Below are 15,820 nucleotides of genomic sequence, written 5' to 3'. Positions count from 1 at the left end.
CGGCTGATGCCAAGGTGGATCGAATAACCGATCCAAACATTTGCAACTGGTCGCGAAACCCTTCATGTGGCAGGGACGAGAGGATTTGATCACCTGATGGCCACCCGTCCCGTCGCCACCGATCCAGAGCAAGACATCACTGCCTGCGACCGGGAACCCATCCATATTCCCGGGGCGATACAGCCACATGGCCTGTTGCTGGTGGCCGATGCCGCGACGCAGCGGATCGTCGCGGGCGCAGGGAACATCGAGGACCGGCTGGCCCCCGAATGGCTCGATCGCCCCTTGTCCGAACTGCTGGGCCAGGACGTGGCGAAGATGGTCGCCGCCATGCTGATCGGACCGGGCTCGGCGGTCGCCGCCGTCCCCGTCGACGGGTCGAACGAAGCCTTTTCGGTTACCGCGCACCGCGTCGCGGGAGAACGGGTGCTGATCGAACTGGAACCCAGCATCGCCGATGCTCCCTGGGGCCGGGGCAGCCCGCTCGCCTGGCTGGACGCGGCGGCGACGAGCTTCGAGCGGACCGGCGACCTGTCGATGCTGTTTGACCGGGCGGCGACCACCTTCCGCCTGCTGACCGGCTTCGACCGGGTGATGGTCTATCGCTTTCTGGACGAGGATGCCGGCCGCGTCGTGGCCGAGGCGCGCGCGCCGGAGCTGCAATCCTTCCTCCACCATCACTTTCCCGCATCGGACATTCCGAAACAGGCCCGCGCGCTGTACGTCCGCAACCGGACGCGCTGCATCCCCGATATCGGCTATGTCCCCGCGCCGCTCCGCCCCGCCGGGTTCGAGACGCTGGACCTCAGCGACGTCGCCTTGCGCAGCGTTTCGCCCATCCACTTGCGCTATCTGGCGAATATGGGCGTGGTCGCCTCCGCGTCGATCTCGATCGTCAAGGACGGGGTGTTGTGGGGCATGGTAGCCTGCCACCATCACAGCCCGCGCCGCCTGTCCGCCGAACTGCGCGCCGCCGCCGCCGCGCTGGCCGGCGGCCTGGCGCGCCAGATCCGGGCGCGCGAGGAGGCCGAACTCTATCGCGAGCGCCTTCGCTTGCGCGCGGCGGAGGACGGCATATTGCCGCGCGTCGTCGGGCCGGGCGATATCGTCCCCGTCATTCGCCGCCTGATGCCCGACCTGATGACCATGCTGGGCGGGACCGGCTTCGCCATCGTCCATGGCGGCAAGGTGCATGACCATGGCATCTGCCCGCCCGCTCTCGCCTCGCTCGACATCGCGCAGACGGTGATCGCGCGTACCGGCGGCGAGTTGTTCGTCACCCATCAACTGGCCGACGCGATGCCCGAGACGGCGCCGCTGGCCGCCACCGCCAGCGGCGTGCTGGCCCTGCCGCTGGTCGATGGCGGGATCACGCTGTTGTGGTTCCGTGCCGAGCAGGTCGAGGAGGTCGAATGGGCGGGCAATCCGCACAAGTCGGTCGCCGCGACCCCCGATGCCACCCTGACCCCGCGCGCCTCGTTCGACAGCTGGCGCGAGACGGTGCGCGGGCGTTCGCGTCGCTGGACGATGGAGGAAGTGGAATCCGCCCATCGCCTCCGCCGGGCCCTGCACGAAGCGTCGCAGAACCACCGGCTGCGCGGGCTGAACAGCGCGTTGCAGCGGACGCTGGACGACAAGGAAGCGTTGCTCCAGCAGAAGGACGTGCTGATGAAGGAGGTGGACCACCGGGTCCAGAACAGCCTCCAGCTCGTCTCGTCCTTTCTGTCGCTCCAGGCCAAGGCGGCGGGCGACCCCCATGTGCGCGAGCAGTTGAACGAGGCGCAGGCACGGCTGTCCGCGGTCGCGCTGGTCCATCGCCGGCTCTACCGCGACGACCAGATCCATACCGTCGACCTGGCCCGTTATCTGGAGGAACTGGTCGGGGACATGCGCCAGTCGATGGGCCGCGACTGGTCGGCGATGATGCGCATGGACCTGACGCCGATCCTGATGCCGACCGATCGGGCGATCAACCTGGGGCTGGTCACGACCGAACTGATCATCAACGCCACCAAATATGCCTATGACGGCGCGGCGGGGCCGGTGACGATCACGCTGGAGCAATATGGCAACCGCCTGCGCCTGATCGTCGCGGACGAGGGGCGCGGCAAGGGCGACGATGAGGTCGACGACGGTCGTGGCTTCGGCAGCCGGATGATGGCCGCGATGATGCAGCGCCTGTCGGGCACGATCGAATATGACGACAACCAGCCGGGCCTCCGCGCCATCGTGATCGCGCCGATCGCGGATTGAGGGGGAAGCCTTCAGGGCTCTAACCTCCGTTCAGCCTGAGCGAAGTCGAAGGCCAAGGGCATAATTACCCCACAGGGGCCACCCCGGCGAAGGCGGGAGTCCAGTTTTGGCATCCTTTCGGAGCGTCAAAATGCCTCGCATCCGGACCTCGGCCTTCGCCGGGGTGGAGGGGAATAAAAGTAAGGCGAATCCCCTAGCCTTCGACTTCGCTCAGGCTGAACGGAGGATGGGGGTTACGCCGCTTTGCCGTAAAGGGCGAACACAATGTCTGCGGCCTCTACTGCCCGGTCGATCCACGCCTCATCACCCGCCGCCGCATCCAGCGCATGGCGGAAGTCGCGCCACTCGCCCGGCCCGAAGCCGGATTGGAGATAGGCCTTGGGCAACCCCTCCCCCACCTGCCGGGCGAGCATCACCCCGCCCAGCCGCGATCCTTCCGTCACGTACAGCGCGCCCCAGCGCGCCGCGTCGTCATCCGGCAGGTCGAGCGTCAGGGGCTCGGGCATGGCCTGGCCCAACGCCGCAAGGTCCGCCGCCAGCGCCGCACGCCGCGACCGCCAGGGAAAGCCGATCCGCCGTGCGGACAACCAGTCCTCGACCACGGGCAGTGCCCGCGCATGGGCGATCAGGAACGCCGTATAGCTTTCCCGATCGTCCAGCCGATAGGCACCATAAGCGGCATCCACCGCCTCATGCGCGGGACCGGTCCGGGCGCGCAGGATGGCCGATGCGCTGTCGCTTATTTCAGGCAGGCGACGATCCCCGCGATGACCGCCAGCGTCTCTTCCGGGTCGCGCACGCGGACCGTGTCGAGGCCCAGTTCCTTGGCGGGATAGTCGTTGCCGCCGGGGAAGATCGCGTCGCCGATGAACATCATCGCGTCGAGTGATATGCCGCTCGCGTCGCGCAGCTTCTTCAGGCCATAGGCCTTGTCGACGCCCTCGCGGGTGATGTCGATCGACGTCGCACCGCCCATGTTGATCGACAGGCCCGGCAGGCGCTGCTTCAGATCGGCCTGGATGATCTTGCGCTTCTCGAACTTGGGGTCCCAATGTTCCTTCGCGTCGATCGGCGCCTGCTGGCCGAGCGCGGAGAAGGTGATCTGGCTGCCGCGATCCTCGATCCGCTCGCCCCAGGTCTGCTCGGGCACGAAGCCGGTCGCCTCCAGCGAGGCGTCGAACGCCTCCAGGATCTTGGCCTTGGTCGCATCGTCGAACAGTTCGGCATAGACCGGGGTCCATTCGCCGTCCTGATAGGTATAGAGCTTGGTGCCCGTGGTCGGCATCAGCCACAGCTTGGTGCGGTCGGCGCGCTCCGGCAGGCGGCTCGCCACCTGCTTGTGGAACTGCGGCCAGTCACCGCCCGAGATCACCGCGACATGCGCCACGTCGAGCAGGTCGGCCAGCGCCTCCCCCATCGGTTCGCCCAGGGGCTGTTTGCTTTCGGCCAGCGTACCGTCGAGGTCGAACGCAACCAGTTGCTTCATGAAGGCACTCCGATTCTGGGCATGATGATCGTGTCGATGGCATGGGCCACGCCGTCGTCCGCGTTGGAACGGGTGTGTACCGATATCTGTTCCCTAACAGCTTGCGGTGCGTTCGCCATCACGATCGGGAGCCCCGCGCGTACCAACATGGGAAGGTCGTTGGCCTGGTCGCCCAGTACCGCGACTTGGCTCAGCGGCACTCCGAACGCCTTCGCCAGCGTCGCCACCCCGTCGCCCTTGTTCGCCCGAAGCGCAGTCACGTCGAGATAATAGGTCTGCGACTGGGCGATGGTCGCCGCTTGCCCATGCGCCGCGTTCGCCCGATCATGCAATCCACGCAGCAATTCGGCATCGTCGCTGACCAGGGTGATCTTGTCGACCTTGTCGACCAGCGCCGCAAAGTCCTGCGCGATCACCGGCTCCTGCGACGAAGCCTTGCGCTCATGCTCGACATGACTCCCCTCGGCGCTGCTGGCGTACCAGCGGTCGTCGGCGAAGACCCAGATGGCGACCGGACTCTCGGCCGCCACCGCCAGCACGTCCTTCACGACCTCGACCGGCACGCGGAATTGCGCGTCGATCGAACCGTCACGACGGAACACGGTGCCCCCGTTGAACGCCCCGATCGGCGCGTCGATCGCCAGTTCCTCGGCCAGCCAGCCTAGCCCCGAACGCGGCCGGGCACTGATGATGGTGAAGCCCACCCCCGCCGCTTCCAGCCGCCGGACGGCGGCGATGGTGGCGGCGCGGAGCTTCTTGTCCGGGTCGACCAGCGTACCGTCGACATCGGACACCACCAGCCGGATGGGCTCGCTCATTGCGGGATTTCGGTGTGGCCACCAAAGCCGAAGCGCATCGCCGACAATATCTTGTCGCCATAGGTGTGCTCGACCCGGCTGCGATAGCGCGCGAAGAGCGAGGCGGTCAGGACATTGGCCGGGACCTTCTCCTCCATCGCCGCGTCGATCGTCCACTGGCCCTCGCCCGAGTCCGCGACATGGCCGGAGAATTGCTCCAGCATCTCGTCCTTGGCGAGTGCGATCGCGGTCAGGTCGAGCAGCCAGGACGAGATCACGCTGCCGCGCCGCCACACTTCGGCGATATCGGTCAGGTTCAGGTCGAAGCGCTCGTCCTCGGGCAGCTTGTCGCTGTTCTTCGACTTCAAAATGTCGAAGCCCTCGGCATAGGCCTGCATCAGGCCATATTCGATGCCGTTGTGGATCATCTTGACGAAGTGACCCGCACCGGCTGGCCCGGCATGGATATAGCCCTTTTCGGCGCGCTGATCGACCTTGTCGGCGATGCGGCCCGGCGTGCGGACGATATCGCCCAGGCCGGGGGCCAGCGCGTCAAAGATCGGGTCGAGATGGTCGACCGTTTCCTTGTCGCCGCCGATCATCATGCAATAGCCGCGCTCCAGGCCCCAGACGCCGCCCGAGGTGCCGACATCGACATAATGGATGCCCTGTTCGGCCAGTTGCTTGGCGCGACGGATATCGTCCTTGTAGAAGCTGTTGCCGCCGTCGATGACGACATCGCCATCCTTGGCCAGCTTGGCGATCTCCGCGATCGTGTCCTCGGTCGGGCCACCGGCGGGCAGCATCACCCACCAGATCGCCTTGTCCGCGAGCTTGGTCGCCATGTCCTCCAGCCCGGTGGCCGCCTCCGCGCCGTCCTTGGCGAGCGCCTGCACCGCCTCGTCGCTGCGATCCCAGGCCACCACCTGATGCCCCGCCTGCATCAGGCGGCGCGCGATGTTACCACCCATGCGGCCGAGGCCGACCAGACCGATCTTCATGCGGAACTCCATCACTATCATCAGAATGTAAAAGGCCCCCTCCCCGCTTTGGGGAGGGGGCCGCCGGGGCCTCAGGCCGCCGGCTGCTTTTGCCCGATCGCGCCGAGCAGATCGTCGAACGCCTTGACGAAGGAGGCGACCCCCTCCGCCACCAGCGTGCCGGTCACGCCGTTCAGGTCCAGGCCCAGCCGCTCGGCCTCGGCCAGCACGTGGCGAGCCTCGTCGATATCGGCGGTCAGCGTGTCGGCCACCGTGCCATGGTCGCGGAAGGCGTCCATCGTCTTGGGCGGCATGGTGTTGACCGTATCCGGCCCGATCAGCGTGTCGACATAGAGCGTATCCGGGAAGGACGGGTCCTTGGTCCCCGTCGAGGCCCAGAGCAACCGCTGCGGCTGCGCGCCCTTGGCGGCCAGCGCCTGCCAGCGGTCGGACTTCAGGAAGTCCAGATACCATTGATAGGCCATCTTGGCGTTGGCGATGGCGACCTTGCCGCGCACGGCCTTCAGCGCCTCGGCCTCCGCGTCACCGGCGGCGACGCGATCGTCGATCTTCTTGTCGATCGCCGAGTCGATACGGCTGACGAAGAAGCTGGCGACGCTGGCGATCCGGTCGATCGGCTGCCCGGCCTTGACCCGCTCTTCCAGGCCCAAGGCATAGGCTTCGGCGACCTTGATGTACGCATCGACCGAGAAGAGCAGCGTGACGTTGACATTGATCCCCTTGGCGATGGTCGCGGCGATGGCGGGCACGCCGGCGGGGGTGCCCGGGATCTTGATCATCAGGTTCGGGCGGTCGACCGCGTGCCACAGCTTCTCGGCCTCGGCGATGGTCGCGTCGGTGTCGTCGGCGATATAGGGCGAGACCTCCAGGCTGACATAGCCGTCCTTGGCATCCAGCCGGTCATAGACGGGCTTCAGCGTTTCCGCCGCCGCCTTGATGTCCTGGATCGCCAGATGCTCGTAACGGTCGATGGTCGCCGCGCCGGGATTTTCCTTGTCGAAGGCGGCGAGCGTGGCGTCATAGGCGTCGCCATGCCCCATCGCCTTTTCGAAGATCGACGGGTTGGAGGTGACGCCGGTCAGCCCGTCCTCGGCGACGAGCTTTTCCAGGCCCTTCGCCTCCAGGAACTTGCGATCGACGAAATCGAGCCAGGGGGCGCAGCCCTTGGCGCCCAGTTCCGACAGCTTGCTCATCACTTGGTCTCCAGCATTTCGCGGGCCACCTTCACGACATTGTCATGGGTGAAGCCGAACTTGTCCTGCAACTTGGCGAGCGGGGCCGAGGCGCCGAAGGTCGACATGGTGATCGTCCGCCCCTCGAACCCGACATAGCGGTCCCAGCCGATCGACCCGGCCTGCTCGACCGCCAGCCGCTTGGTGACGGCGCGCGGCAGGACGCTTTCCTTATAGACCGCGTCCTGCATCTCGAAGCGATACCAGCTCGGCAGCGAGACGACGCGAACCTTCACGCCATCCGCCTTCAGCGTCTCATAGGCGTCCGTCACCAGCGACAGTTCCGAACCCGTTGCGATAAGGATAAGATCGGGTGTGCCCTCGCAATCCGCAAGGACATAGCCACCCTTCTTCACGCCCGAGGCCGGAGCATATTTGCTGCGATCCAGGGTGGGGAGCGCCTGACGCGAGAAGATCAGCGCGGTCGGGTGGCTGGCCGACTCGACGGCGCAGCGCCATGCCTCGGCGACCTCGTTGGCATCGCCGGGACGGATCGTGTCGAGGCCGGGGATCGCGCGCAGCGTCGCCAGATGCTCGATCGGCTGGTGGGTCGGGCCATCCTCGCCCACGCCGATCGAGTCGTGCGTGAAGACGAACACCGCGCCCAGCTCCATGATCGCGGCAAGGCGGATCGGCGCACGCATATAGTCGGAGAAGACCAGGAAGGTCGCGCCATAGGAGCGCAGATGCGACAGCGCCATGCCGTCAACGATCGCGCCCATCGAATGCTCGCGCACACCGAAATGCATGTTGCGCCCGCCATAGCTGCCCGCCTGGAACGAACCGCCATCCTTGATCAGCGTCTTGGTCGAGGGGGCGAGGTCGGCGGAACCACCGATCAGCCACGGCACCTTGGCGGCGATGGCGTTCTGGACCTTGCCGCCCGAGTCGCGGCTGGCGACGCCCTTGGCATCCGCCTCGAACACCGGAATCTCGCTGTCCCAGCCGTCGGGCAGCTTGTCGGCGAGCATCGCGTCGAGCTGCGCGGCGAGTTCGGGATATTCGGCGCGATAGCGCTCGACCATCGCGACCCATTCGTCGCGCAGCGGCTTGCCGCGCGCTTCGATCGCACCCTGGAACGCTTCGCGCACGCCGTCCGGCACCAGGAACTTGGCGTCCTCGGGCCAGCCATAGGCCTTCTTCGTCGCGCGGATCGCGTCCTCGCCCAGCGGCTCGCCATGCGCCTTTTCGCTGCCCGCCTTGGGGCTGCCATAGCCGATCACGGACTTGACGACGATGAAGGTCGGCTTGTCGGTGGTCGCCTTGAACGTATCGAGCGCGGCGGTCAGCGCACCGATGTCGTTCGCGTCGTCGACATGCAGCACGTTCCAGCCATAGGCCTCGAACCGCTTGCCCACATCCTCGTCGAACGCGATGTCGGTGCCGCCCTCGATCGAAATCTGGTTCGAGTCATAAATCCAGCACAGGTTGGACAGCTTCAGATGCCCGGCGGTCGAGGCGGCTTCCGACGCGACGCCCTCCATCATGTCGCCGTCGCCGCACACGACATAGACGTCATGGTCGAAGATCGGGAAACCCTCGCGGTTGAAGTACGACGCCAGCCAGCGCTCGGCGATGGCCATGCCGACCGAGTTGCCGCAGCCCGCGCCCAGCGGACCGGTCGTCGTCTCGACGCCCGTGGTGTGGCGATATTCGGGGTGGCCCGGCGTCTTGGAGCTAAGCTGGCGGAACCCCTTCAGGTCTTCCAGGCTCAGCGCGGGCTTGCCCGATTTCTTGCCGTTCGCGTCGATCTCTTCGATCCCCGCAAGGTGGATCAGCGAATAGAGCAGCATCGAGGCATGGCCGACCGACAGCACGAAGCGGTCGCGATTGGGCCAGTCGGCATGCGCGGGATCGTAGCGCAGGAATTTCGACCAGACGGTGTGACCGACCGGGGCCAGCGCCATCGGCGTGCCGGGGTGGCCCGAATTGGCCTGCTGCACCGCGTCCATCGACAGGGTGCGGATGGTGTCGATGGTCAGTCGCTCGATCGACCCGTCTTCGTGCAGATGGGTATCGGCCACGGCGTGGGTGGTGGCATCGGTCATGGAGTCTGGCCTCATCCTTGTCTTGTACGATCGAACGCGCCCGCGTCCGCTCTGGTTGCCATGCGCGTCCGGCCTTAGCGCGGGTTCCGCCCCCGTTCCAGCCGGGTAACGATCCCGTCGTCCGCAATATAGGCGGCGTCGATTTCGCGCAGGAACAGACCATGCCCGACAATTCCTGGTACCGCTACCAGAGAATCGGCCAGGGTCGGGAGCGAGGAATCGTCCCAGCCATGGCCGTCGACGACGATATTGCCATTGTCCGTCCGATAGTCCGGACGCTCGATGGCACGGACGAAAAAATCGGCCAGCCGCGCCATGACATAGCTTTTGGCGAAGGGCAGTATCTCGACCGGCAGCGCGGCGTTGCCCAGCCGCGCCACCCGCTTCGAGCCATCGGCGATCACGATCATCCGGTCGGCCGCGGCGGCCACCACCTTCTCTCGCAGCATCGCCCCGCCGGCGCCCTTGACCGCATGCAGCCGCGCGTCGATCGCGTCCGCACCGTCGATCGCCAGATCGACCCGCGATACCTCGGCGAAGTCGCGCACCCGCAGACCCAGCGATTCGGCCAGCCTGGCGCTCGCAAGCGAAGTGGCGACCGTCTCGATCCGCAAACTCCGTTCGGCGAGCGCCGTAATGGCATTCGCGGCGGTCGAGCCCGTGCCCAGGCCCACCAGCATATCGTCGCATACCTCCCGCACCGCAGCAGCGGCGGCGAGGTGCTTATCGGCGTCCCGATCCTTCATTTCCTTGAGAAAATGCTTCAGAACCGCAAAGGCTCCCTGGCGTCCCGTTTTGCGGCGGCGCGACAAATTGCGACAATAAAGGCCGGTGATTTAGGCCATCATCCCTTGCCTTTTCGCTCCCGCCTCGTGCAATTTGACATAAGACAGCAACGTTTGCCCGGATCACGCATTGAGGCGCGAGCCGGGTTCCCGCTCGGCATTTCAGGCAGGTGGACGATTTGAACTTTCCAGGCTTTCGCGGGCGCCGGGCGCTTGCCGGCACGGCCATGGTCTTGGCGCTGGCGAGCGTGTCGGCATGCGGTGGTGGTGACAAGGGCGGCGCGGCCAAGGGGCGCGCGGGCGGACAGCAGCAGACGCCGACCGTCGGCTATGTCACCGTTCAGCCGACCAATGCGCCGATCGTGACCGAATTGGCGGCGCGGACCACCGCCTTCGAAAGCTCCGACGTCCGTCCGCAGGTGACCGGCGTCATCCGCCGCCGCTTCTTCACCGAAGGTTCGCTGGTGAAGCGCGGCCAGCCGCTCTACGAGATCGACCCGCGCCTCTATCGCGCGTCGGTGAACCAGGCCGCCGCCAATCTGCAAAGCGCGCAGGCCAATGCCGAGGCGACGCGCACCCTCGCCGAACGCTATCGCCCGCTGGCGCAGATCGAGGCCATCTCGAAGCAGGATTATACCAACGCGCAGGCCAGCGCCCGCCAGGCGGCGGCACAGGTGGCGCAGAGCCGCGCCGCGCTGGAGACCGCGCGGGTCAACCTGCAATTCACCACCGTCCCCGCCCCCATCACCGGGCGGATCGGACGCTCGCTGTTCACCGTCGGCGCGCTGGTCAGCGCCAGCCAGACCGATCCGCTCGCGCAAATCCAGCGGCTCGACCCGATCTTCGTCGATATCCAGCAATCCGCCGCCGACCTGCTCTCGCTCCGCCGCAGCCTGTCGGCGCGCGACGGCCTGATCCCCGCCAGCGCGCGCGTGACACTCCGGCTGGAGGACGGGACCGATTACGGCCAGACCGGCACCGTCGAGTTCGCCGAGGCGGTGGTCGACCCGCAGACCGGCACCGTGACGCTGCGCGCGCGCTTCCCCAATCCGCAAGGGCTGTTGCTGCCCGGCATGTTCGTGCGCGCGCGCTTTGCCCAGGCGATCGACACCAGCGCCTATCTGGTCCCGCAACAAGCCATTGCGCGCGATGCGAAGGGCAATGCGACGCTGTTCGTCGTCGGTGCCGACGGCAAGGTGCAGCAGAAGACGGTCAAGGCCGAGCGGACGCAAGGGTCCTTCTGGGTCGTCACCGACGGGCTGAAGCCCGGCGACAAGGTGGTGACGCAAGGACTCGCCAATCTCCGCCCCGGCCAGAGCGTAAAGGCCGTCCCCGCCAACAGCCCGCAAAAGGTCCAGCCCCCCTCGCCCGAGCAGATGAAGAAGATGCAAGCCGCCAAGGGCAAGGCGGGCTGACCGGATCATGCTGAGCCGCGTCTTCATCGATCGTCCCATCTTCGCCTGGGTTCTTGCCATCATCGTCATGCTGGCGGGCGTCGGCGCGATCATGGGCCTGCCCATCGCGCAGTACCCGGACGTCGCCCCGCCCCAGGTGTCGATCCGTGCCACCTTCCCCGGCGCGTCCGCCCAGACGTTGCAGAACTCGGTGACCCAGGTCATCGAACAGCAGCTGACCGGCATCGACGGGCTGCTCTATTTCCAGTCCTCCTCGTCCAGCCGTGGCCAGGTCACGATCACCGCGACCTTCGCCAAGGGCACCGATCCCGACATAGCGCAGGTCCAGGTTCAGAATCAGGTCCAGCAATCGGTCGCGCGCCTGCCGCAACAGGTGCAGCAACAGGGTCTGGTCGTCCGCAAGTCGAATCCCGACTTCCTGCTGATCGCGGGCGTCTATGACGAGACGAACCGGATGACGAACCAGGACGTCTCCGACTATCTCGTCTCCAACCTGCAGGACCCGCTGGGCCGTATCCAGGGCGTGGGCGACACCAACGTCTTCGGCTCGCAATATGCGATGCGCATCTGGCTGAACCCGGAGCGGCTGTCCTCCTATCAGCTGATGCCCTCGGACGTGATCACCGCGATCCAGAACCAGAATACCGAGGTCGCGGCGGGCGAGGTCGGCGGTACGCCTTCGGCCCCGACGCAGATGCTGAACGCCACCGTGACCTCGCAGTCGCGGCTCCAGACGCCCGCGCAGTTCCGCGAGATCATCGTCAAGACATTGAACAACGGCGCGACCGTGAAGCTGTCCGACGTCGCCCGGATCGAACTGGGCGCGGAGAGCTATGCCGCGGTCAGCCGGATCAACCAGCATCCCGGCGCCGGCATCGCCGTGCTGATGGCGCCGGGTGCCGACGCGCTGAAGACCGCCGAGCTGGTCAAGGCCGAGGTCGCCCGTGTCGCCAAGGCCTTCCCGCCGGGCCTGAAGGTCGCCTATGCCAACGATTCCACCTCGTTCATCAAGCTGTCGATCGAAGAGGTGGTCAAGACGCTGATCGAGGCGATCATCCTGGTCGTCATCGTCATGTTCGTCTTCCTGCAAAGCTGGCGCGCCACGCTGATCCCGACGATCGCGGTGCCGGTCGTGCTGCTCGGCACCTTCGCGGTCTTCTATCTGGCCGGTTTCTCGATCAACACCTTGACGCTGTTCGGGCTGGTGCTGGCCATCGGCCTGCTGGTCGATGACGCGATCGTCGTCGTGGAGAATGTCGAGCGCCTGCTCGAGGAAAATCCCGACATGACGCCGCGCCAGGCGACGATCGAGTCGATGAACGAGATCAGCGTCGCGCTGATCGCCATTGCCCTCGTCCTGTCGGCGGTGTTCCTGCCGATGGCGTTCTTCGGCGGGTCGACCGGCGTCATCTATCGCCAGTTCTCGATCACCATCGTTTCGGCCATGGTCCTGTCGGTCGCGGTCGCGCTGATCCTCAGCCCCGCGCTGACCGCCACGCTGCTCAAGCAGAAGGCGAAAGAGGGCGAGCGGGGCGCGTGGCTCGACCGCAAATTCCCGCGCGTCGCGCATGGGCTGCAACGCGCGAAGGACGGGTTCAACTCGCGCTTCGAATGGACGGTCGAGAAATACACCTCCGCCGTGCGCACCGTCGTCGATCGCAAATGGCTGTTCCTGCTGATCTATGCGGGCGTGGTCGCGCTGCTCGTGGTGCTGTTCCTGCGCCTGCCGACCGGCTTCCTGCCGACCGAGGACCAGGGATCGGCGCTGATCCAGTTCCGCCTGCCCGCCGGCGCGACCCAGGGCCGCACCCTGGAGGTGCAGCGCCAGGTCGAGCAATATTTCGCCAAGCATGAAGGCAAGAACGTCTCGGTCCTGTTCACCGTCGCGGGCGGCGGTGCCGGTGCCAGCGGCCAGAATACCGGCCAGGGCTTCATGAACTTCGTCGACTGGAAGGATCGTAAGGGCAAGGAAAACGGCGCCGACGCAATCACCCAGCGCGCCTCCGCCGCCTTCCGGGGCCTGCGCGATGCGCAGATCTTCGCGCTGGTCCCCCCCGCCATTCGCGGCCTGGGCCAGTCGGACGGCTTCACCATGGAGTTGCAGAACATCTCCGGCATGCCGCTGGAAAAGTTCGAGGCGATCCGCGATCAGTTGCTCGCCAAGGCCAATGCCGATCCGATGCTCGCCTCGGTCCGCCTGACCGAATTGCCCGACATCGCCACGCTGCGCGTCGATCTCGACCAGCAGAAGCTGTCCGCGCTGGGCCTGACGCAACAGCAGGTGAACTCGACCCTCTCGACCGCCTGGGGCGGCCAGTACGTCAACGACTTCATCGATCGCGGCCGTGTGAAGCGCGTCTATGTCCAGGGCGATGCGCCCTACCGCGCCGAGCCGGAGGATCTGAAACAATGGTTCGTGCGCGGGTCGAGCGGCCAGATGGCCCCCTTCTCGTCCTTCTCGACGATCAACTGGGGCGTGGCGCCGACCACCCTGTCGCGGTTCAACGGCATCCCGTCCTATGAATTCCAGGGTTCGGCGGCGCCCGGCTACAGCTCGGGCGATGCGATGCAGCGGATGACCGAGTTGGCGGCGGAAATTCCCGGCACTTCGATCGCCTGGGCGGGCCTCTCCTATCAGGAGCGGCTGTCAGGCGGGCAGGCGCCTATCCTTTATGGCCTGTCGATCCTGGTCGTCTTCCTGTGCCTCGCGGCGCTCTATGAAAGCTGGTCGATCCCGTTCGCGGTGCTGCTGGTCATCCCGCTGGGCCTGATCGGCGCGGTCGCCTTCGTGACGCTGCGGGGACTGACCAACGACGTCTATCTCCAGATCGGCCTGCTCACCACCATGGGGCTGGCGGCGAAGAACGCCATCCTGATGATCGAGTTCGCCGAACAGGCGGAGAAACAGGGCAAGCGCGTCATCGATGCCGCGCTGGAGGCCGCCAAGATCCGTCTGCGGCCGATCCTGATGACCAGCTTCGCCTTCATCTTCGGCGTGCTGCCGCTCGCCATCTCGACCGGTGCCGGCGCGAACAGCCGTATCGCCATCGGTACCGCCGTGATTGGCGGCATGCTGACCGCGACGGTGCTGGCGATCTTCTACATTCCGCTGTTCTTCGTGCTGGTTCGCCGTTCGGTCCGCAACGGCTTGGCCCGGCTGCGGGGCAAGCCGATGAGCGAGCATGGTGCGGGGCATCGCCCGGCACCCGACGCACCGGAGGCGGAGAAGGCCTGATGCGTATCCTGTCCCCCCTCCCCGCCATGCTGCTGGCCGCGACCTCGCTTTCGGCCTGTTCGATGGCGCCGAAATACGAACGCCCCGCCACGCCGGTGCCGCCCTCCTGGCCGATCGGCGACGCCTATCTCCGCCAGTCTGAGGCGGCGCTGCCGACGGTGCGTTACAGCGATGTGTTCCACGATTCCCGGTTGCAGCAGCTGATCGTGCAGGCGCTCGCCAACAATCGCGACCTTCGCGTCGCCGCCGCCAATATCGCGTCCACCCGCGCGCAATATCGCATTCAGCGCGGCAGCCTGTTCCCGCAGGTCGATGCGACGGGCCGCTACAGCTATACGGACCGAGGCTCGGGCGGTGCGGCCAGCCAGGCGGTCGGCAATGGCGGCACGGGAACCGGGACCGGCACCGGTGGGACGGGCACGGGCAATGGAACCGGCGGTACCGGCACCGGCACCGGTGGGACCGGCGGCACGATCGTCACCGGCGCGAACGGCTCGGGCAGCGCCTGGTCGGTCAACCTTGGCACCACCGCGTTCGAGCTGGACCTGTTCGGCCGTATCCGCTCGCTGACCGGCGCGGCGCTCGACCGTTATTTCGCGACCGAGGCCGCCGCCCGCGCGACCCGGCTGACGCTGGTGGGCGACATCGCCGATGCCTGGCTGACCTATGGCGCGGACCAGAGCCTGCTCGCCATCGCGCAACAGACCGCCGCCAACGCCGAGCGCAGCGTCACGCTGACCCGTGCGCGCCTGACCGGCGGGATCGCACCGCGCACCGATCTGCGTCAGGCCGAACAGGTGCTGGCGACCGCGCAGGCCGATCTGGCGCAGCAGAAGACCGCCGTTGCGCAGGACATCAACGCGCTGCAACTGCTAGTCGGCGCGCCGATCGACACCGCCCTCCTCCCCCGCTCGATCGAGGAGGCCGCGCCTACGGTCGCCACCTTGCCCGCCGGGCTCGATTCGGGGATTCTTCTGCGCCGCCCGGACGTGGTGCAGGCCGAATATCTGCTGCGCGCCGCCAATGGCCAGATCGGCGCGGCGCGGGCGGCTTTGTTCCCGCGTATATCGCTGACCGGGCTGGTCGGCTTCGCCAGCACCGCGCTGACCTCGCTCTTCTCGGGGGGCAGCTTCAACTATTCGGTCGCGCCCGCCGTCAGCTATCCGATCTTCCAGGCCGGGGCCGGAGTCGCGAACGTCGAATATTCAAAGGCGCAGCGCGATGCGGCGCTGGCGACCTATGAAAAGGCGATCCAGACCGCCTTTCAGGAAACCGCCGACGCTTTGGCGCGGCAGGGGACGATCACCGATCAACTGGGCGCCAATCGCCGCTTCCTGTCCGCCGCGGCCGATACCTATCGCTTGACCGAGGCGAGCTATCGCGGCGGGATCACGCCGTTCCTCAACACGCTGGATGCCCAGCGGTCGCTCTATTCGGCGCAGCGGACGGTGATCGCGACTCAATTGGTCGAGGCGAGCAACCGGGTGTCGCTCTACCGCGTGCTGGGGGGCGACTCGCTGCTGGAAGCCACGCCGAACGGCCCGGTGGCGCTCGGCGCGGCACAGTAA

11 protein-coding genes are annotated in these 15,820 nt (G+C 66.7%); 4 read left to right on the top strand and 7 right to left on the bottom strand.

Translation table 11 applies throughout. The annotated features are described in order from the left end of the window. Window positions 1-96 precede the first annotated feature (96 nt). Window positions 97-2,253 carry a histidine kinase dimerization/phosphoacceptor domain -containing protein gene (locus tag OXQ33_RS11090; protein WP_267434753.1) on the top strand — a complete coding sequence of 719 codons (2,157 nt, stop codon included), beginning with the start codon at window positions 97-99 and terminating at the stop codon, window positions 2,251-2,253. A gap of 233 nt (window positions 2,254-2,486) precedes the next feature. Here OXQ33_RS11090 and OXQ33_RS11085 read toward each other — a convergent pair whose 3' ends face one another. The 7 genes from OXQ33_RS11085 to rpiA all read right to left on the bottom strand — a co-directional run bounded on the left by OXQ33_RS11085 (window position 2,487) and on the right by rpiA (window position 9,563). Continuing rightward, window positions 2,487-2,939, bottom strand: a complete 453-nt coding sequence (locus OXQ33_RS11085; RefSeq protein WP_267434752.1) for a biliverdin-producing heme oxygenase — start codon at window positions 2,937-2,939, stop codon at window positions 2,487-2,489. A 53-nt stretch (window positions 2,940-2,992) separates the two neighbouring features. Next, window positions 2,993-3,739, bottom strand: coding sequence for an HAD-IIB family hydrolase (locus OXQ33_RS11080; RefSeq protein ID WP_267434751.1), 747 nt, complete (start codon window positions 3,737-3,739; stop codon window positions 2,993-2,995). Next, window positions 3,736-4,557 (bottom strand): Cof-type HAD-IIB family hydrolase, encoded by an 822-nt coding sequence (locus OXQ33_RS11075; RefSeq protein ID WP_267434750.1) that lies wholly within the window; start codon window positions 4,555-4,557, stop codon window positions 3,736-3,738. Before OXQ33_RS11075 ends, OXQ33_RS11080 begins: the two co-directional genes overlap by 4 nt. After that, the gene (gnd, locus tag OXQ33_RS11070) at window positions 4,554-5,537 is read right to left on the bottom strand and encodes a phosphogluconate dehydrogenase (NAD(+)-dependent, decarboxylating) (protein WP_267434749.1); all 984 of its coding nucleotides are present in this window, start codon (window positions 5,535-5,537) and stop codon (window positions 4,554-4,556) included. The genes OXQ33_RS11075 and gnd overlap by 4 nt, the downstream gene beginning before the upstream one ends. A gap of 71 nt (window positions 5,538-5,608) precedes the next feature. Further along, entirely contained in the window at window positions 5,609-6,730 is a 1,122-nt protein-coding gene (tal, locus tag OXQ33_RS11065) for a transaldolase (RefSeq protein ID WP_267434748.1), read from the bottom strand. Next, on the bottom strand, window positions 6,730-8,817 hold the full coding sequence (gene tkt / locus OXQ33_RS11060; RefSeq protein WP_267434747.1) for a transketolase: 2,088 nt from the start codon (window positions 8,815-8,817) through the stop codon (window positions 6,730-6,732). The genes tal and tkt overlap by 1 nt, the downstream gene beginning before the upstream one ends. A gap of 74 nt (window positions 8,818-8,891) precedes the next feature. Next, window positions 8,892-9,563 (bottom strand): ribose-5-phosphate isomerase RpiA, encoded by a 672-nt coding sequence (rpiA, locus tag OXQ33_RS11055; RefSeq protein ID WP_267434746.1) that lies wholly within the window; start codon window positions 9,561-9,563, stop codon window positions 8,892-8,894. A 266-nt stretch (window positions 9,564-9,829) separates the two neighbouring features. Here rpiA and OXQ33_RS11050 point away from each other — a divergent pair, with 266 nt between their 5' ends. Genes OXQ33_RS11050 through OXQ33_RS11040 form a run of 3 tightly spaced genes read left to right on the top strand, consistent with a single transcriptional unit; the run spans window position 9,830 to window position 15,820 of the window. Further along, window positions 9,830-11,017, top strand: coding sequence for an efflux RND transporter periplasmic adaptor subunit (locus OXQ33_RS11050; RefSeq protein ID WP_267434745.1), 1,188 nt, complete (start codon window positions 9,830-9,832; stop codon window positions 11,015-11,017). A gap of 7 nt (window positions 11,018-11,024) precedes the next feature. Beyond that, a complete protein-coding gene (locus OXQ33_RS11045) occupies window positions 11,025-14,252 on the top strand; it encodes an efflux RND transporter permease subunit (protein ID WP_267434744.1) in 3,228 nt (1,075 codons plus the stop codon). Beyond that, window positions 14,252-15,820, top strand: a complete 1,569-nt coding sequence (locus OXQ33_RS11040; RefSeq protein ID WP_267434743.1) for an efflux transporter outer membrane subunit — start codon at window positions 14,252-14,254, stop codon at window positions 15,818-15,820. The genes OXQ33_RS11045 and OXQ33_RS11040 overlap by 1 nt, the downstream gene beginning before the upstream one ends.

The organism is Sphingomonas sp. GM_Shp_1 (assembly GCF_026540895.1).
GTDB lineage: Bacteria > Pseudomonadota > Alphaproteobacteria > Sphingomonadales > Sphingomonadaceae > Sphingomonas.
Note: the sequence above shows the minus strand (reverse complement) of the source record. Positions and strands in the feature narration are given on the sequence as shown.